General features: G+C 35.3%; 20 protein-coding genes. 11 read left to right on the forward strand and 9 right to left on the reverse strand.

The window, feature by feature from the left end:
• Positions 1-75 precede the first annotated feature (75 nt).
• The 3 genes from ACRDEC_RS00265 to ACRDEC_RS00275 all read left to right on the forward strand — a co-directional run bounded on the left by ACRDEC_RS00265 (position 76) and on the right by ACRDEC_RS00275 (position 2,176).
• Positions 76-1,239 (forward strand): sigma-54-dependent transcriptional regulator, encoded by a 1,164-nt coding sequence (locus tag ACRDEC_RS00265; protein ID WP_431496326.1) that lies wholly within the window; start codon positions 76-78, stop codon positions 1,237-1,239.
• A gap of 75 nt (positions 1,240-1,314) precedes the next feature.
• Complete coding sequence (locus ACRDEC_RS00270) at positions 1,315-1,941, forward strand: DEAD/DEAH box helicase (RefSeq protein ID WP_431496327.1); 627 nt, start codon at positions 1,315-1,317, stop codon at positions 1,939-1,941.
• 16 nt (positions 1,942-1,957) lie between these two features.
• The gene (locus ACRDEC_RS00275; RefSeq protein WP_431496328.1) at positions 1,958-2,176 is read left to right on the forward strand and encodes a putative signal transducing protein; all 219 of its coding nucleotides are present in this window, start codon (positions 1,958-1,960) and stop codon (positions 2,174-2,176) included.
• 79 nt (positions 2,177-2,255) lie between these two features.
• On the opposite strand, the gene ACRDEC_RS00280 is transcribed toward ACRDEC_RS00275, so the two are convergent.
• Positions 2,256-3,503: a tRNA modification GTPase gene (locus ACRDEC_RS00280; RefSeq protein ID WP_431496329.1), complete on the reverse strand. Its 1,248-nt coding sequence runs from the start codon at positions 3,501-3,503 to the stop codon at positions 2,256-2,258.
• Positions 3,504-3,637: 134 nt separating this feature from the next.
• On the opposite strand from ACRDEC_RS00280, the gene ACRDEC_RS00285 reads away from it, so the two are divergent.
• Together ACRDEC_RS00285 and ACRDEC_RS00290 are read left to right on the forward strand one after the other, a co-directional pair.
• Positions 3,638-5,269 carry an ABC-F family ATP-binding cassette domain-containing protein gene (locus ACRDEC_RS00285; protein WP_431496330.1) on the forward strand — a complete coding sequence of 544 codons (1,632 nt, stop codon included), beginning with the start codon at positions 3,638-3,640 and terminating at the stop codon, positions 5,267-5,269.
• A gap of 191 nt (positions 5,270-5,460) precedes the next feature.
• Positions 5,461-6,534, forward strand: coding sequence for a PAS domain-containing sensor histidine kinase (locus ACRDEC_RS00290; RefSeq protein ID WP_431496331.1), 1,074 nt, complete (start codon positions 5,461-5,463; stop codon positions 6,532-6,534).
• Positions 6,535-6,595: 61 nt separating this feature from the next.
• Here ACRDEC_RS00290 and ACRDEC_RS00295 read toward each other — a convergent pair whose 3' ends face one another.
• From ACRDEC_RS00295 to ACRDEC_RS00310, 4 genes are all read right to left on the reverse strand, one after another.
• Positions 6,596-7,531 carry a hypothetical protein gene (locus tag ACRDEC_RS00295; protein ID WP_431496332.1) on the reverse strand — a complete coding sequence of 312 codons (936 nt, stop codon included), beginning with the start codon at positions 7,529-7,531 and terminating at the stop codon, positions 6,596-6,598.
• 1 nt (position 7,532) lies between these two features.
• Entirely contained in the window at positions 7,533-8,033 is a 501-nt protein-coding gene (locus ACRDEC_RS00300) for an RNA polymerase sigma factor (RefSeq protein WP_431496333.1), read from the reverse strand.
• 208 nt (positions 8,034-8,241) lie between these two features.
• Positions 8,242-8,832, reverse strand: a complete 591-nt coding sequence (locus ACRDEC_RS00305) for a phospholipid scramblase-related protein (protein ID WP_431496334.1) — start codon at positions 8,830-8,832, stop codon at positions 8,242-8,244.
• A 62-nt stretch (positions 8,833-8,894) separates the two neighbouring features.
• Positions 8,895-9,716 (reverse strand): DUF6929 family protein, encoded by an 822-nt coding sequence (locus ACRDEC_RS00310; protein ID WP_431496335.1) that lies wholly within the window; start codon positions 9,714-9,716, stop codon positions 8,895-8,897.
• Positions 9,717-9,791: 75 nt separating this feature from the next.
• Between ACRDEC_RS00310 and ACRDEC_RS00315 the strand changes: the two genes are divergently transcribed.
• Positions 9,792-10,667: a PPK2 family polyphosphate kinase gene (locus tag ACRDEC_RS00315; protein WP_431496336.1), complete on the forward strand. Its 876-nt coding sequence runs from the start codon at positions 9,792-9,794 to the stop codon at positions 10,665-10,667.
• 148 nt (positions 10,668-10,815) lie between these two features.
• Here the strand turns inward: ACRDEC_RS00315 and ACRDEC_RS00320 are convergent, their stop codons facing one another.
• Complete coding sequence (locus tag ACRDEC_RS00320; RefSeq protein ID WP_431496337.1) at positions 10,816-11,289, reverse strand: hypothetical protein; 474 nt, start codon at positions 11,287-11,289, stop codon at positions 10,816-10,818.
• A 138-nt stretch (positions 11,290-11,427) separates the two neighbouring features.
• On the opposite strand from ACRDEC_RS00320, the gene ACRDEC_RS00325 reads away from it, so the two are divergent.
• The 4 genes from ACRDEC_RS00325 (at position 11,428) to ACRDEC_RS00340 (ending at position 14,799) form a co-directional block, all read left to right on the forward strand.
• Positions 11,428-12,807, forward strand: a complete 1,380-nt coding sequence (locus ACRDEC_RS00325; protein WP_431496338.1) for an MATE family efflux transporter — start codon at positions 11,428-11,430, stop codon at positions 12,805-12,807.
• Positions 12,808-12,873: 66 nt separating this feature from the next.
• Positions 12,874-13,782, forward strand: a complete 909-nt coding sequence (locus ACRDEC_RS00330) for a prohibitin family protein (RefSeq protein ID WP_431496339.1) — start codon at positions 12,874-12,876, stop codon at positions 13,780-13,782.
• Positions 13,783-13,803: 21 nt separating this feature from the next.
• Positions 13,804-14,034 (forward strand): hypothetical protein, encoded by a 231-nt coding sequence (locus tag ACRDEC_RS00335; protein WP_431496340.1) that lies wholly within the window; start codon positions 13,804-13,806, stop codon positions 14,032-14,034.
• Between the two features lie 231 nt (positions 14,035-14,265).
• Positions 14,266-14,799, forward strand: coding sequence for a hypothetical protein (locus tag ACRDEC_RS00340; RefSeq protein WP_431496341.1), 534 nt, complete (start codon positions 14,266-14,268; stop codon positions 14,797-14,799).
• A gap of 53 nt (positions 14,800-14,852) precedes the next feature.
• On the opposite strand, the gene meaB is transcribed toward ACRDEC_RS00340, so the two are convergent.
• From meaB to ACRDEC_RS00355, 3 genes are all read right to left on the reverse strand, one after another.
• Entirely contained in the window at positions 14,853-15,950 is a 1,098-nt protein-coding gene (gene meaB, locus ACRDEC_RS00345) for a methylmalonyl Co-A mutase-associated GTPase MeaB (RefSeq protein WP_431496342.1), read from the reverse strand.
• Between the two features lie 90 nt (positions 15,951-16,040).
• Positions 16,041-16,682, reverse strand: a complete 642-nt coding sequence (locus ACRDEC_RS00350) for an NAD(P)-dependent oxidoreductase (RefSeq protein ID WP_431496343.1) — start codon at positions 16,680-16,682, stop codon at positions 16,041-16,043.
• Positions 16,683-16,737: 55 nt separating this feature from the next.
• On the reverse strand, positions 16,738-17,145 hold the full coding sequence (locus ACRDEC_RS00355; RefSeq protein ID WP_431496344.1) for an Rrf2 family transcriptional regulator: 408 nt from the start codon (positions 17,143-17,145) through the stop codon (positions 16,738-16,740).
• 144 nt (positions 17,146-17,289) lie between these two features.
• On the opposite strand from ACRDEC_RS00355, the gene ACRDEC_RS00360 reads away from it, so the two are divergent.
• Positions 17,290-18,501 (forward strand): MFS transporter, encoded by a 1,212-nt coding sequence (locus ACRDEC_RS00360; RefSeq protein WP_431496345.1) that lies wholly within the window; start codon positions 17,290-17,292, stop codon positions 18,499-18,501.
• Positions 18,502-18,569 lie beyond the last annotated feature (68 nt).

Here is an 18,569-nt window from a genome sequence, read left to right on the forward strand (position 1 = left end):
AAGAGGCGAAGTTACAGAGGTGGAAAGTTTGAAAACCTTTGTAACTTTGCTTTTTTTCTTAGAACATTAAATAAAATGAGTAAAATACTTATCATAGAGGATGAAGCTTCCATCCGAAGAGTTTTGGTAAAAATTCTTTCAGAAGAAAACGATACGTATAAAGTGGATGAAGCAGAAGATGGAGTGAAAGGCCTCGAAAAGGTCAAAGCGGAAGATTATGATCTTATTTTGTGCGATATTAAAATGCCCAAAATGGATGGTGAAGAAGTATTAGAAGCTGTCAAAAAAATAAAACCTGAAATTCCAATGGTGATGATTTCAGGCCATGGAGACTTAGAAACAGCAGTAAATACGATGCGTTTAGGAGCTTTTGATTATATTTCGAAACCACCGGATTTAAATCGATTGCTGAATACAGTCCGAAATGCTTTAGACAGAAAAAAACTCGTAGTTGAAAACAAGATTTTGAAAAAGAAAGTTTTTAAAAACTACGAAATGATAGGGGAAAGCGAACCCATCAACCATATTAAAGAAATGATTGAAAAAGTGGCTCCAACCGAAGCCAGAGTTTTAATCACCGGACCTAATGGAACGGGGAAAGAGTTAGTGGCACATCAATTACATGAAAAAAGTGAGCGTTGCAATGCCCCTCTAATTGAAGTAAACTGTGCTGCTATTCCATCAGAATTAATTGAAAGCGAATTGTTCGGACATATCAAAGGAGCGTTTACATCAGCTGTGAAGGATCGCGCCGGAAAATTTGAAGCTGCCGATGGCGGAACTATTTTTCTGGATGAAATAGGAGATATGAGTCTTTCGGCGCAAGCCAAAGTACTTCGTGCCTTACAGGAAAATTTAATTCAAAGAGTTGGAGCAGATAAAGACATCAAAGTCAATGTTCGCGTTGTTGCTGCAACCAATAAAGATTTGAAAAAAGAAATTGAAGAAGGCCGTTTCCGTGAGGATTTGTACCATAGGCTGGCGGTCATTTTAATCAAAGTGCCGGCACTGAATGACAGACGGAATGATATTCCAATATTGGTAAATCATTTTGCAGAAAAGATTGCTTCCGAACAAGGAAATACCATCAAGAAATTTTCGGCTCCAGCCATCAAACTGTTGCAGGAATACGATTGGACAGGAAATATACGTGAATTGAGGAATGTAGTTGAACGTTTAATTATATTGGGTAACAACGAGATTTCGGAAAGCGATGTAAAATTGTTTGCAAGCAAATAATACGAATTAAAAAATAGGATTTAAAGAGTCAGATGGAGTTTTCCAATCTTTATTGTTCGGTTTTAAATATAAAAAATGAATCTAAAAAAAATAAACCCTAATCTTCAAAAAGCACTTATTGAAAACGGATTAACCGAAGCCAATGAAGTGCAATCCGATAGTTTCGGAACACTTAAAAGTGGTGCTGATGCGGTAGTAATTATGCCTAAAGGGGAAGGTAAATCGACTACGATTGCCTATACGGTTATTCAAAAATTAGAAAAAGCCATTGGAGAATCAACCAGAGCTTTAATTGTTGTAAGAGACAAGGAAGCTGTTTTGGAAATGGTCGAAATGTTTAAGAAATATGGAAATTATTGTGATTTGCGTGTTTTTGGGGCACATGACAAAGGAGATATCGATTATGATAAAAACCAGATTTCTTTGGGAATAGATGTGTTAATTGGTACGCCTAATAAAATTAATGCGATGTTTTCTTCTGCAGGATTTAATATGAATACCGTTAAGATGTTTATTATTGATGATGCAGACGAATTGTTTAAACTCCGTATGGATGCCATTATTTTGCGTTTATCGAACAGTATCGAAAAGACACAGCGTATTTTTTTCTCTGAAAATTTAACCGAAAGAGTTGAAGTTTTAGCGGATAAGATCATGCTTGAGCCATTTTTGTTTGGCGTTGAGGATTACGAAGAAGAATAATTAAAAAAAATAGAAAATGGGACTAATGAAAGTGTTTTCCGGAAACGAAATCCTTGCACAGGCGCTACAGGCAAAATTGAATGAAGCAAATGTAGAGACCGTGGTAAAAAACAATGTACAATCAGGGAGATTGGCCGGATTTGGAACTGCAGATCAGGCGGTTGAGGTCTTTATTCAGGAAACTGATTTTGCAAAAGCAAATCCTGTAATTGAGGAGTTTCGATTGAGTATTTAAGATACATGTCTTTAAATAATAGAAAAAGCCCGGCATAATTACTATACCGGGCTTTTTTGTAAACAATCGTTTTCTCAGATTAGAATAATCTATATCCTAAAAGAACCCCTACAGAATTGTATTTTGAAGACCATTGCTGATAACCTAATATTTCTCTTCCGGTATTAACCCTAAATTCAATACTATACCTGTTCTGGAAGCTATAACCAGCGCCAAAAGCAAAGTTATTTCTTGAGTTACCTTCGAATATTGTTTTTCCATTATCAAAATTAAATGTTGCAGAACCTCCAAAAGCGTTAAATACAAATGCCCCGTTTATGAATATTTTTGAGGTTTTATTTAAAAATATATGGTGTCTGATCCCAATAGGAAGCTCTATAAATGAATAATCAACTTTAAGGCTATGTAAAAGTATTACTCCAAGGCCATTATCTCTCGTATAATTTTTTTCGGCTTCGTATTTCTGATATGCAGGATTGATAAAGACACTCCATGTATTTTTATTAAAAGGCAGTGTGTATTCTAATTCTGCACCAATCTTAAAAGTAGTTTTTCCCGTGATATCATTACTTGCATTATAATATTTGTTGGGATCTGTTAGTTTTAACGAAGTCTGATCAACTCCCGCAGTTATTTTTACTGCCAAAAGATCTTTATCACTTTTTTCCCCATAACTGATTGCGGTATTTGAACCGGTGCTGGAGTTGTATTTTTTGAAAATTCTCAGCAGTGAAGATTTTGTATAACTGGTATTTTTAATGTCATTTTCTGAAATAGCATCACATTTCAAGCCATTAAACAATTGCTGCCTGAACTGGTTGTTTTCCTTAACGCTGTCATCAGAATACCCCTTGCCAGGAATCAAATCTGTATTGATGTATTTTATTCTCACTAACTGTTCCGCAGGGATGCTTTTCGTTTCGAAAAAATATTTATATAAATTTCCTTCAGTATAAGAATATAAAGTAGCTTCTCCTTCAATTAGTACTTTTAAGAATAAAGTTTCCTGTTTCCATTTAGGAGTACTGCTTTTCGAAACATTGTTTATATCGTTGCCGGATTTTTCAATATTGATTTTAAATCGTTTGTATTTGCTGCTGTCATCTATTCCGAATTCTTCAACAGTATTAATATTTACGGTTTTAGTTACGGTTTCTTCAAGCGCATTTTTATATTCAAATTCACTCGGATTGTCTTTCCAATCTATATTCCTGATGTAGCATTCTGTCCGGCTGCCATTAGAAATAAAATATCCTTTTTCGAAGGTAATCTGCGCTTGTGTGAAAGAGCAGGCGAGAAGAAAGAGTACTAATAATTGTTTTTTCATTTGTAAGTTATTTTTTCAAGGTGCGAAAATAGTTAAATTAATTTCAAAAATCCTTTAAATCTAAATAGTATAAGTAAATAGTAAATTAACCTATCTTTGCGCCTTTAAAAATTGTGACAATCAAATAAACGAGTATGATTACAGTAAATGATATCGCCGTAGAATTTGGCGGAACTACACTTTTTAGCGAAGTGACTTTTGCCATCAATGAGAACGATAAAATTGCCCTTATGGGTAAGAACGGAGCAGGAAAATCGACACTTTTAAAAATTGTCGCAGGTGAAAACAAACCGTCAAGAGGAAATATTTCAGCGCCTAAAGAAGCTGTAATTGCTTATTTGCCACAGCATTTATTAACTAAAGATGATTGTACGGTTATGGAAGAAACTTCAAAGGCATTTGCCGAAGTTTTTGACATGAAATCAGAAATAGATGATTTGAACGAGCAGCTAACTGTCCGTACAGATTATGAAAGCGACGATTATATGAAATTAATCGAGCGTGTTTCAGAATTAAGCGAGAAATTTTATTCGATAGAGGAAATAAATTATGAAGCCGAAGTAGAAAAAGTTCTGAAAGGACTTGGTTTCGAAAGAGAAGATTTTACCCGTTCCACATCCGAGTTTTCAGGAGGATGGAGAATGCGTATTGAGTTGGCTAAAATCCTGTTGAAAAAACCGGATCTGATTCTATTGGATGAGCCTACAAACCACATGGACATCGAAAGTATTCAATGGTTAGAGGATTTCTTAATCAATTCAGCCAAAGCAGTAATGGTGATTTCTCACGATAAAACTTTTGTAGATAATATTACCAACAGAACTATAGAAGTTACTATGGGTAGAATTTACGATTATAAAGCTGTTTATTCGGATTATTTAGAATTAAGAAAAGACAGAAGAGTTCACCAGCAAAAAGCCTATGACGAGCAACAGAAATTCATTGCAGACAATCAGGCGTTTATTGATCGTTTTCGAGGGACTTTTTCAAAAACAGAATCAGTTCAATCTCGTGTAAAAATGTTGGAAAAAATTGTTCCGATTGAAGTGGATGAAGTGGATACTTCATCATTAAAATTAAAATTCCCGCCATCTCCGCGTTCAGGACAGTATCCTGTTGTTGTTGAGGAATTATCTAAATCATACGGAGATCATGTGGTGTTTAAAGACGCTAATATGGTTATTGAGCGTGGTCAGAAAGTAGCTTTCGTAGGTAAAAATGGAGAAGGAAAATCGACCATGATTAAAGCCATTATGAAAGAGATTGATTTTGAAGGAAAACTAGAAGTCGGCCATAATGCTCAAATTGGTTATTTTGCACAAAATCAAGCGTCACTTTTAGATGGTGATCTTACCATTTTTGAAACAATTGATCATATTGCAGTTGGCGATATGCGTACGAAAATAAAAGATTTATTAGGAGCTTTTATGTTTAAAGGTGATGATATTCAAAAGAAGGTAAAAGTACTTTCCGGTGGAGAAAAAACACGTTTGGCAATGATTAAATTATTATTGGAACCTGTAAATGTTTTAATTCTGGATGAGCCTACAAACCATTTGGATATGAAAACCAAAGACATTATTAAAGATGCTTTAAAAGATTTTGACGGCACTTTAATTCTGGTTTCTCACGACCGTGATTTCTTAGATGGTCTGGCTGAAAAAGTATTCGAATTTGGACATAAGAGAGTAAAAGAACATTTTGAAGATATCAAAGGGTTTTTGGCTTATAAGAAAATGGAAAGTCTGAAAGAAATCGAAAAATAATTTTACAGATAAGAAAAATAGAAAGGGGTAAGACGAAAGTTTTATCCCTTTTTTTCTTTTGATTTTGTAAGAATAGTTGTTTAAATTGAGCGACATATCTGATTTTTAACTGTTTATGGCGGAATGTAATCCTTCTCAATTTTTTGTTAAGAGATTTATGGCTAACTTTAAGTAGTTGATAAATGATAATTATGGAGTCTTTTTTTAAATCGAGGGAAGATCTTGTTAAAGTTGCCAATTTTTTACCTTATCCATTTATTATTACAGAAATTGAAACATTTGATAGGTCTTTCAAAAGTATATTTTTTAATGAGAATCTGATTCAAGAGTTTGGCTACACTACTCAGGATATCCCCGATGTTGACACTTGGTACCTTCTTTTATACCCGGATGAAGATTACCGGAATGAAATACGGAATGCTTGGAACATAAAATTGCACGAGGCTATTTCAAAAAATGAAAAAGAGGCTAAAATAAAGGCACGTCTAAAACCAAAAGATAAAGAAGAAAAATGGTATGAAATCAAGGCCTTCTTTTTTGGTGATTTTTTCATTCTCGCTTTTGTAGATATAAACAATGAAGTTATCCTGCAAGAGAAGCTAACTAAGATTAATTTGAATAATGAGCGCATGCTGTCTATTTTGGGACACGACCTCAGAAATCCAATCGCTAATTTATCGGCCATATCCTGTATGTTTGAAGACAATGATGTTACTGATGAAGAGTTCAAAGAAATGGTAAAATTAATCTATCAGGAATCTAATTTGCTGCTTGGAATGATTGAAACCGTTTTAAACTGGACAAAGCTGAATTTTAATACTATAGAAGTTTTTCCTGTTGCAATAAATTACCAAACATTGGTTACTACTATTGTTGATTTCTACAAAAGTATGCTTCATCATAAGAACATTTCAGTCCATATTGACTTAGAGAATTTTGTGACCAAAGATTGCGATGTAGAAATAATGACTGTTATCATAAGAAATGTGTTTTCCAATGCCATTAAATTTACTCCTCAACAGGGTAAAATAAAATTCTATCATAAGGATAATAAATTGATTATAGAAGATTCCGGAGTAGGCATGCCACAAGAGAAAATAACGAGTATAAAAGCTAATAATTACGTATCAACTAATGGAACGGAAAATGAAAAAGGTATTGGAATGGGATTGCAATTGGTGAAATGTTTTGGAGATATGAACAGATGTGAAATAGATTTTGAAAGTACTCTCGGAATTGGGACTAAAGTTATTATACATTTTTAAAATAAAACCCGACTGGATACAGTATCAAGCCGGGTTTTTCAATAAACATATTAACCAAAATTTATTTAATTGCTTTTTTTACTAAAGGTTTCCCGTCTTTAGTTGTAATAATTACGACACCTTTTTCTCCTTTTTTACCATATGGAGCGATTTCGTTTTTCTCCTGAAGGATTTTAACCGTTTTGATTTCCTGTTTGTCCAAAGGTGCGTAAGGGCTGGTCGGATTTGGACCAAATAGTTCTTCTTCCGAATAATGAATGCCATCTATAATGTACAATGGTTCGGTTAAATAAATGGTTTCGATTTCCTCTCCATCCATTTCAGCCAGCATTGTTTCTTTGGATTTTCCGTTGTTTGTAACTGCTTTTCCGTCAATAACAATCAGTGGCGGATTTTTTCTGCCAGCTTGTGTGCTGTCCGCAGATTTAGAAGACTGAATGATGTGATGCACTCCTGTAGTATTAAAAAGATAGCCTTTTAAATTATCATCGGAATTAGTATTACTCTCTTCGTTTTGGAACCAATCCAGTCTCGAAACTTCCTTATCCTTTTCTGAAATAGAATAGAAATAGTTTTGTATGATTATCTCTTCCGATTTTATCGGCTGTTGTAAAACAACTGTTGTCCCGTTTCCTGAAATTTGGTTTTGAAGTATTTTTTCTCTTTCTTTTTTATTGATTATTCCGATAGAATCCGTCATTACCATTGCATTTCCTTCTGGAGTTGATTCACTTTCTTTTTCCTGAATAACTACTTGATTTTGTGGAAGCATTATTTTTTCTTCCGGCTTAAAGAACTGGTATCCTATAGAAATCAAAGCAATAATAGAAGCGGCAACTGCTAATTTTTTCCAGGAATTGGATTTATTAGTAAGCACTTTTGTTTCCAATTTTTCTTCCACACGGTTCCAGACTTTGTCCATCGACGGAAAGTCTTTGGCTTCCGCATTTTCAGCGGCTGTTTTTATCTGGTTGAATAATGTATCGTGATTTTCCATTTTACTTCGCTTTTTGATAATAAAGATTGTTGACTAAATCTTTCAATTTTGTTTTAGCCGCATTCAATTGTGATTTTGATGTGCCTTCAGATATGTTAAGCATATTGGCTATTTCTTTGTGTCCGTAACCTTCAATCACAAAGAGGTTAAAAATAGTTTTGCATCCTTCCGGAATAAAATTGAGTAAATTGAGCAGATCCTCTTCTTCTAATTGTGTTTCCGGTAAACTCTCAGGCTGCAAATGAAGCTTAGTATCTTCTAAATAAATATTAAAGTTTACATTTCTTTTTAATTGATGAAGACAATGATTGACGGTTATTTTACGAGCCCAGGCTTCAAAAGCACCAAGTTTTTTTAAGGTGTCTATTTTTGTAAAAATAGTATAGAACGCATCGGCCAGCACTTCTTCTATTTCTTCCTCTTTTTTCAGATAACGCTTGCATGTGCGGTACAGCTTTGGCGCCATATACTCATACACCTGACGCTGTGCATCACGTTGCATTTTTCTACAGTTGATTATAAGGGTTTCGTTTATCACAATGAATGTCTTTATACCTAAAGAGGATGTTTTTTATAAAAAGGTTGGGACGAAGGTAAATTATTTTTAATTTATTTACGATCAGGTAATAGATATGAAAAACCCGGAAATAGTTCCGGGTTGAATATATATAAAATAAAAACGAATAATTGATTAACTATCAGCTTACCTATTATCTTTCTTTCAAGACCATGTCAATGCATAAAACAGCGGCAAAAATCAATTGTCTTACGCTATCATCAGGCAATACGGTGTCTTTGATTTCAAGGATATAATTGTCAGCAGTGGTAAATAATTCTTTTCCTATTCCTGCCCATTTCTTCGAAACCTGTGCAATTTCCTGATTCTCTTTTATAAACTTAAAATCCCAGCCTGTCCATTTTCCCTGTAAAGTACAAACTTGTTTTCCTTGTTTGTCAAAGATTTCAAATTTTCCGCCCATTGACCAGAATTTTTGTTTAAACGTGCCGATCAAACGATCTTTTTCATCAAAAACTTCTACATCAGATCTGAAAATAGCAACTCCTCTTTTTAAACCGACTACTTTTTTTCCATCCGTTGCAGTTACCTGAACATTAAAAGGCGTCATGGCTTTGTATTTTGTAAAACGAAACATCTTAGTGAAAAAACCAAGATCAGTCTCCGTACTGTTCATGATGATTTCTCCGGATTCCGGATTTAAAATATCATAACTGTTAGAGGCTTTGAAAATTCCTAATTTCTCTTTCACTAAAAAGAGGTTGTGGTTTAAAACAGTATTCATTGATTGTATATAATTAAAAAGTTAATTTAAATTGGGATTTGAATTTTTGACAAATGGTTTTCTTATTTGGAAATTTCCAAAGTATAAATTTTTGATTCCAGAGCTTCGGTATCATTATCCTCACACAACAGAAAAATAATCTTTTCTTCAGATTGTTTGTAAACCGTTAAACCTTCAAATTTATGAGAATCTGTAATCTGGTATGTGAAATCAGTTTGAAAAGTAGCTGTGTCAATACAGCCTATCAGACATCCCATCACTTCACCATCTTCATAGGTCGAAACGGTGTCTTCGGCTGCAGCCAAAAAATAAATTTTATCATGCATTAAAACAGCATCTGTAAATGTAGCTTCGACATGCTTTATTTTAGGAAGCTGAAGTGGTACAAACCGAACCGAACCATTTTCGTTCTTATCGATTATTGCAATTCCATTTTGAGAATTAGCGCCATTTCCGCGTTGAAATAAATACAGGCAGTCTTTATAAAACAGCGCACCTTCAATGTTCAGATTATCATCAGAAATAGCGGCTGAGGCTTTTACTTTTTGATAAAGGTCTGTCAAATCATGTTCGGTGGCTTCCTGTGTTTTTAAATCGAAAATAAATTGCCTGTTTCTGTTTTTGGTTGAACCGGAACCAAAAACATACAGCTTGTCATCCTTTAAAGTGATGGATTCAAAATCAGGTTTTTGCTTCTTTGCAATGTTTTGGGTGCTGTTTTTTATCAATGAATGCTGTTGTAATTGAGCAGAGTCCAAGCCATATTCGTATAAAAACCCGGAACTGTCACTAATCATAAACAAGGAGTTGTTATAATATACCAATCCTGAGGCAGAGCCAATTCCGCAGATATCCAAAAAAGCGGTAAGTTGAATTTTTTCCATAAATTAGCAATTGTACGTCAAATATTTTCTGAAGTACAGAAGAGATGCAAATTAAAGAAATATAAATCAAAAATTATGGCTGTATTTAATCCTGATGATTTTAAAATCACATCAAATTTCAGAATAAAAGATTTTCCAACCGAATTAAAGGTTGCACTAAGCGATGATGAAAAGGAAGAGAAGCTGGATAAAGTTCAGGCCAAACTGAGCGAATTGCAGGATGTAATGTACGCACACAACCGTTATGGTGTGCTGATTTGCCTTCAGGGGATGGATACTTCGGGTAAAGACGGTCTGATCCGTGAGGTTTTCAAAGAGTTTAATCCGCGTGGCGTAGTAGTGCATAGTTTTAAAACGCCTAATTCGTCCGAGCTGGAACATGATTATTTATGGCGTCATTATCTGGCGCTTCCTGAAAAAGGAAAGTTTGCAGTTTTCAACCGTACACATTACGAAAATGTATTGGTAACCCGTGTACACCCGGAATATATTTTATTCGAAAACCTTCCCGGAATAGAAAAAACAGCAGATATCAAGCCTGAATTCTGGGAAAACCGGTTTGAGCAGATCAATAATTTCGAAAAACACATCACACAAAACGGTACGATTGTCCTGAAATTTTATTTTCACCTCAGTAAAGAAGAACAACGCAAACGTCTGCTCAGAAGGCTGGAAGAAGAAGCCCACCACTGGAAGTTTTCACCGGGGGATCTCAAAGAACGCGAACGCTGGGATGATTATATGAATTACTACGAAGAAACAATCAATAAAACTTCCAAAGAACATGCGCCATGGTTCGTAATTCCTGCTGACGATAAAGAAATGGCCCGCTATATGGTCGCCAAAATTATTTGGGAAGAAATGCAAAAATATACTGATATAAAGGAGCCGGAACTCGACGAAAAGGTAAAAACCAACTTTGCCGAATACAAAAAACAGTTGAAAAAATAAGTTGGGCGTGACCTCCCGATAATTATGGAAGAAGATAATTATCGGGAGGTCGGGCTATCCGCTGCAAGTCCTCGTCAATTTCCGCTGAGCTTCAATTTCCTGTGGGCTTTCCGCTGCTATCCCTCACGCAAACCCTAAACAGATCATACTATAGTTTATAACCGTAAGCCAATCGCAACGAGACCTGACCGGTATCAAACCTGTTGTAGTTTTCGTATCGAAGGCTAATGTCAATGTGTTTTGTAGCAATGCCAATTCCGGGAGCCCATAAGAAAGAGGTACCCATGCCTTTGCTCACACCAATTGCAGCTCCGACTTCTCCCAAATAATAAATTTGGTTTCCTATAAAAGACTTAAATCCTAATTTTACAGGAATGAATCCAGTGTCATGCTCAGTACTTTTAAATAAATGGGTATATCCTGTCGTGGCTGAGAAAGAAGTCTTCATCGAAATATCATATTGAAGTCTTCCATCTGCACCAAGGCTGAAATTGAAAGCGTTATTGGTGGGAACACCACCGTTAAATCCATAGCCCAAGCGGAAACTCCCTTTTTCTTTTTGGGAGTATGAGGCAGAAAAAGTAAAGATCAGGACGAGAAGAAATAAAATTTTATGTTTCATATAAGTAGGTATTGATTCTATTTTAAAACTGCTTTTTCCTGATTTTGGTATACTGTTATAGCATATTTTTTATTTCAAGGGTTAATTTTCTGCTATACTCAGCTATAAAATAGTGTACTTTTGCGACAAATTATAAGCATGAAACTTTCTACATACACCCGAGAATTTAGAGAAAACATCAAACTGGCTTATCCTATTATTCTGGGAATGTTAGGGCATACACTTGTGGGTATCGTCGATAATGTAATGGTCGGGAAGTTAGGGGCAACGGAGTTAGCTGCTGTTTCTTTGGCGAATAGCTTTGTTTTTATTGCCATGTCTTTGGGAATTGGATTTTCTACTGCTATCACGCCTTTAATTGCCGAAGCCGACGGAGAAAACAGCTTGGTTAAAGGACGAAGCGTTTTTCATCACGGATTGGTTTTGTCAACCATTTTAGGCCTTTCCTTGTTCGGGGTCATTTATTTGGCGAAGCCGTTAATCGCCCATATGGGACAGCCAAAGGAAGTAGTAGATTTAGCAAAACCGTTTCTGGACCTAGTGGCATTTTCATTAATTCCATTGATTATTTTTCAAGGATATAAGCAATTCGCCGATGGTAAATCGGCAACAAAATATGGGATGTGGGCTAATTTGCTCTGCAATGTTGTGCACATATTCTTAAATATTATTTTTATTTATGGATTCTGGATTTTCCCTAAAATGGGAATGCTGGGCGCTGCTGTCGGAACGGTTATTTCCAGATTTGTTATGTTGATTTTTATCCATTTTGCATTAAAATCGAAAGATAAATTCAAACCGTATTTTGATGGGTTTAGTCTCAAAGGAATAGGAAAACCGATGACTAAAAAAATCATCAGTTTAGGATTGCCATCAGCACTTCAGATGTTTTTTGAAGTAGCATTGTTTACAGGAGCAGTTTGGCTTTCAGGCAGTATTGGTACGACCAGTCAGGCAGCCAACCAGATAGCATTGAGTTTAGCGACATTCACTTTTATGTTTGTAAACGGTTTAAGCGTGGCTGGGATGGTTAGAGTAGGGAATCAAAAAGGGATTAATGATTACATAAAACTAAGAATTGTGGCACGCTCCATCTTTTTACTGGCTATTATAGTACAGGGATTTTTTGGACTAATGTTTATCATTTTCCATAATTATTTACCTGAGCTGTTTGTCAATGCTGATAATTCATTGCGTTTGCAGGACAATTCAGAAGTGGTTACTATTGCAGCCCAATTAATACTAGTCGCGGCGGTCTTTCAAATTTCCGATGGTATTCAAGTAGTAGTTTTAGGAGCACTTCGCGGATTACAGGATGTGAAAATTCCAATGTATATTACCTTTGTGGCGTATTGGATAATTGGTTTTCCCATCTCCATCTATTTGGGATTGCATACAGAACTTAAAGCTACCGGGATATGGATCGGCTTGTTAGCCGGCCTTTCGGTTGCTGCTTTCCTGTTGTATATGCGTTTTAATAATCTAACTAAAAATCTTATCAGAAACAACAGAGAATAAATACGTAATAATGTAACTATTAATAAGGATTTACGTATAATCACCGTACAATTAAAAACATAAAAAATGATACTGTTACTTATTATCGGGGTTTTAATTATTATTGCAGGTTTTACATTAAAAAATAACCAGAACCAGTTGTCTAAATTTTCCAGTGTTTTAAAACCGATTGGATTTTTAGTGATTGCTTTAGGTATTTTTTTATCAATGTTTAAACAAATAGATGCAGGTCAGGTAGGAGTAAAGGCATTGTACGGAAAAGTACAGCCAGATGTTTTGGAAAGCGGATTGCATATCATAAATCCGTTGTTGGATATTACAACTTTTGATATTCAGACACAGAATTATACCATGTCAGCAATTCATGATGAAGGGTTAAAAGGAGGCGATGATGCTATTCGGGTTTTGTCAAATGACGGGTTGGAGGTAGTTATTGATTTAACCGTTTTATACAGGGTCTCACCTCAGGACGCTCCGAAAATTTTGAAAGGAATAGGGGAAAATTATTCGGATAAAATTGTCCGTCCCATAACTAGAACACGTATTCGTGATAACGCAGTTTATTATGATGCTGTAGCGTTGTATTCTACGAAAAGGAATGAATTTCAACAGCGTATTTTTAAGACTATTGAAGCTGATTTTAAATCAAGAGGTTTAATTTTGGAACAATTATTAATTCGAAATATTAATTTGCCTGCATCTGTAAAAACAACTATCGAATCTAAAATCAATGCGGAACAGGATGCACAAAAAATGATCTTTGTACTTCAAAAAGAAAAACAAGAGGCAGAGCGTAAAAGAGTTGAAGCTCAAGGGATTGCTGATTATCAAAGAATTATTTCTTCAGGGCTTACAGACAAACAATTACAATACGAACAAATAAAAGCACAGAAAGAAATCGCTACTTCTAACAATTCTAAAATTATTTTTATGAATGGGAAAGGAAATACGCCTGTTATTATTTCTGATAAATAATTTTAAATAAAATAAGACAAAATGGAATTACCAAAATTTTTACTTGGAGACAATACTGATTTCCCGGACGATATTTTTATCATTCATCTGGATTATCCTCGATTTATTATCAATTTGAAAGATGATGAAGTCGAATTTATGGAAGAAGCGGAAGATCTTGATGAAGCGGAACTTAATGCTGAAATGGAAGGATTGATCGAACTGGCTAATGCTTTTTATGACCGCGAAATGGAACGCTACGAAAAAGAATAATTGTATTTAAGCTTCTGTTTCTGCTAAAATTATATTCAGAAATATTTTGGGTTGCAAAATGATAAATATGTCGTTTTGCAACTTTTTTTATTGTGGGACTTGTGATTATTTGATTTCTTTTTCGAAAAAAAATAAGATCAGGGTAACAAAAAATAATTTAATTGATATATACTCAAAATCGGCGTAACCCGAAAAGCCAATCAAAGAGTAGGGACAATTAAATTACAAACTATGAAAAAATTACCAAAAACAAACAAATCAGTATCTTTTATGGGGGTAAAAGTAGTGCTGGTATCACTTTTTTTAACTGCTTTTATGGCAAGTTGTGACAAAGACAATGTTTCAGAAGTTAAAACCGATGGACCTTCTAAAGAGGTTTCCCATGATGAGACAAACAGGTATTATGGGACTATTATTGTACGTGCCTGGGGTTCTCACAATGTAGATTGCAGCCAGCCTAACGGATTTTGCCATAATATAGTGTGGGTCAATTTTTCTTTTTTTCGACCGTTACCGGAAGGTACTCCGGTAAAAGTTGAAAATATAGATGGAGCTTTTGTAATGAAAATTTACAAAAGTGCTTTAACTGAAGAACATAAAAGAACATTGTTAAGAAATGGATTGTCTTACAGAATTCCTGAAGGTCAGACAATTCCTGAACAATTTATCGAATCTTTAGGCTTCCATTCCAATACATTGCGCGAAGGAAATTATAGAATTGTGGAAGACAGGGAATCTTACACGATTGCTGTAGCGGTAAATTAAACGCAATACAACCCAGAGAAAACAGTTCCAAATGTATTTTGGGACTGTTTTTTTTAATCTTTATTTTTGTTTTGGTAAAGATTCAATAAGCTTTGAGCTGCGGCAAAAGGAGATATTTCACTGTTTTGTACTGCTTTTTTATTTTCTTCCAACAATCTTTGAATAGCTGGATGATTATAAAAATTAGTTTTCAGCTGTTCGTTAATGGTTTCCAATAACCAATATTGATTTTGCTCGTTTCGTTTCTTATCGAAGTAACCGTTTTCACGGGTCAAAGTAAAATAGTCGGTAATAGTGTTCCAGACATCATCAATCCCTTCATTGGATAACGCGCTGCAAGTTGTAACTTTTGGTGACCAGCCTGAACTTTTCATCGGAAATAAATGCAAGGCACGATTGTATTCCGTTTTTGCTAATTGGGCACGTTTAATGTTATCTCCATCTGCTTTGTTAATCACAATCGCATCGGCCATTTCCATAATACCGCGTTTAATTCCTTGCAGTTCATCACCTGCGCCGGCCAAATTCAATAATAAAAAAAAGTCTACCATACTGTGAACTGCCGTTTCGCTTTGGCCAACACCCACAGTTTCGATAAGAATGGTGTCAAATCCGCAGGCTTCACAAAGAATGATGCTCTCCCGGGTTTTTCTGGCTACACCTCCTAAACTTTCACCGGAAGCACTCGGTCTGATAAATGCATTTTCATCTTTCACCAGTTCTTCCATTCGGGTTTTGTCACCCAATATGCTTCCATGTGAAATCGAACTGCTAGGATCCACAGCCAAAACAGCTACTTTTTTGCCTAAACCGGTCAGGTATTTTCCAAATACTTCAATAAAGGTACTCTTACCAACACCAGGAACGCCAGTTATTCCTACACGCACTGATTTGTTGGCATGAGGAAGGCAGGCTTTAATGACTTCATTGGCTTTTTCCAAATGGGCAATATTTGTACTTTCCACTAAAGTGATTGCTCGGCTCAAAGCGGTCTTATTTCCGCTTAAAATACCATTGACCAAATCATCGGCGGATGGAATTTTTTTACGAAAAGACTGGATTTTAGCCACAGATGAAGTACTGATAATTTCAGGCTGCGTAATACCGTCGTTCTCCTTTAGTGCTGATGGATGTGTTTTTTTTTGTGCCACAAGAATAAATTGTGGAGTAAAAATAAGGAAAAAGTGCCCAATGTTCAAGAAGAAATCAACATTGTGCACTTTATGATGTTCCGAAGTAAATTAATAGGCAGCCGTAAAACGAACTTGATGGTGTTTTGGGTTTTCTGCTTCATCTGCAATAACAACTGCTGCATCTTCTGCGGATATAATACTTCTTTGATTCTCATCAAAAACAGGATTGTCCAAACCTAAACGGTAATTCCCTGTTCTTCCGGTTGTAATGCCGGGATGCATTTCGAAAGCAGGGCTGAAGTAAGTCCAATCCAATTCCTTCTCTTCCTTGATAATATTCAGGTAATCGCGCAAAGCTGCTGCTGCTGCGTAGTATTCTTTAGGAAAATCAGGTGTGTCAACGGCTTGGAGGTTGGGTGCTACAAATAAACTTCCGGCTCCGCCAATAGTGATATAACGTTTGACTCCCGACTTTTTTACAGCTTCCTGTATTGCTTTTGAACCTGCCAGAAAATCATCATAAATAGCAGGGTTTGACCAGCCTGGATTATAGGCGCTTACTACTACATCATTGCCTTTTAGCGCTTCTGTTAATTGGTCTGTATTGAAAACATCTGCCTGAACCCATTTTATCCGGTCTGATGATTTCGGATTTCTCGCAATCGCTGTCACATGATGACCACGGTTTACCATTTCATTTAAAATGTTTGAGCCTACAAAACCTGTTGCTCCGATAATTGCTACTTTCATAGTGTTTGATTTAATATATAATAAAAAAAGTTACAGTTTTAAATAAAAAAAAGCATTAAAAATTTTTAGCAAATTCAGCCAGTGAAATTGTCTTTAGCTGATTGCTTACAGTCAGATTCAGATCAGTATACAAAGTGTTTAGATTTGAATTTATCCCTTTTCCAACAGGGCATTCCGGATTAGGTTTGTTTTTTGAAAACCCCAATGATGCCTTGTCGAAAGTAATTTTAAAAATTTCTTCAAGTGTAATGTCAGAAGGGGATTTGGATAATTTTGTTCCTCCGTTTTTTCCTTCTTTGCTTTCTACTAAATTATGTTTTCTCAAATTAGCTATTTCTTTGCGAACCAAAACAGGATGTATGTTTAAACTGCCGGCAATATATTCCGAAGCCATATAATCCTCCGGGGATTTGGCTAACAAAGTCAGAATATGGGTTGTAATGGCAAACTTACCTGAAATCATAACTGTAATAAAATATATTGCAAATATATAATTAAATTGTATTGCACAAATAAATGAAAGTATAAAGTTTAGTTAAAAAGGAAAAACCAACTTCTCCATAGAATCATTAGTGGTATTTTTGCATTGCCATTTTCAAGTATTCAAATGCACACCACAACAAAAACTTCCCCGATAGAGACTAAAGATTTGGTTCAGAAAACCGTTTTTCCCATACTTTTTTCTATTAGTTTTGCTCATCTGCTCAACGATTTAATACAAGCAATTATTCCCTCGGTTTATCCTATTTTAAAGGAAAATTACCATTTGTCGTTTTCGGAAATTGGATTAATTACGTTTGCTTTCCAGCTCACGGCTTCTTTATTTCAGCCATTTGTGGGTTATTACACCGATAAATATCCGCAGCCTTTTTCCCAGATATATGGTATGTTATTTTCATTAGCGGGTATCATTGCCTTGTCATTTGCTGATAATTTCTATATGATTTTAATTTCCGTTATGCTTATCGGGACGGGTTCTTCTATTTTTCATCCGGAATCTGCCCGTGTTTCGTACTTGGCTTCTGGCGGAAAGAGAGGTTTGGCTCAGTCAATTTTTCAGGTTGGGGGAAATTTTGGTACAGCACTTGGTCCATTGTTAGTAGCTCTGATTGTAGTGCCTAACTCCCAAAAATATATCCTTTGGTTTATTATTGCTGCTATTATCGGTTTGGGAATAATCAGTAAGATTGCGTTTTGGTACCGGGATCATTTGGTTTTAAGAACCAACCAAAAAAAGGAAATTGTAGCCTATCATGATTTATCAAAAGGGAAAGTAAATTGGGCAATAGCGATTTTATTAATCGTTATTTTCTCTAAGTTTTTTTATTCGGCATGTTTGTCAACATATTATACGTTTTATGTTATTGATAAATTCCATTTGACTATAAAACAGGCTCAGTTTCATATGTTTATTTATCTGATTGCTTACGCAGCCGGAACAATATTGGGAGGTCCGCTGGGCGATAAAATCGGAAGGAAATATGTAATTTGGTTTTCAGTTTTCGGAGCTACGCCATTTGCATTGCTGCTTCCTTATGTTAGTCTTTTTTGGACAGATGTTTTAATGGTAGTTATTGGTATTATCATTTCTTCTGCTTTTCCGGCTATTTTGGTTTATGCACAGGAATTATTACCTAAAAAACTCGGTATGGTTTCCGGTTTATTTTACGGATTCGCCTTTGGAATGGGCGCTTTAGGTTCTGCATTTCTCGGTAAATTAGCCGATGTGACTTCTATTCAATATGTATATCAGGTTTGTTCTTTTCTGCCTATTATCGGTGCTATTTGCTACTTTTTACCCAATTTGAAGAAGAAATAACCCCTTTTTGTACTTAATTGAAAGAAGAAGTTATTCGCTTAGGATTTATCTGATTTCCTGTCTTCACT

The sequence above is a fragment of the Flavobacterium sp. genome (genome assembly GCF_050696275.1).
In the GTDB taxonomy this organism is placed as follows: domain Bacteria; phylum Bacteroidota; class Bacteroidia; order Flavobacteriales; family Flavobacteriaceae; genus Flavobacterium.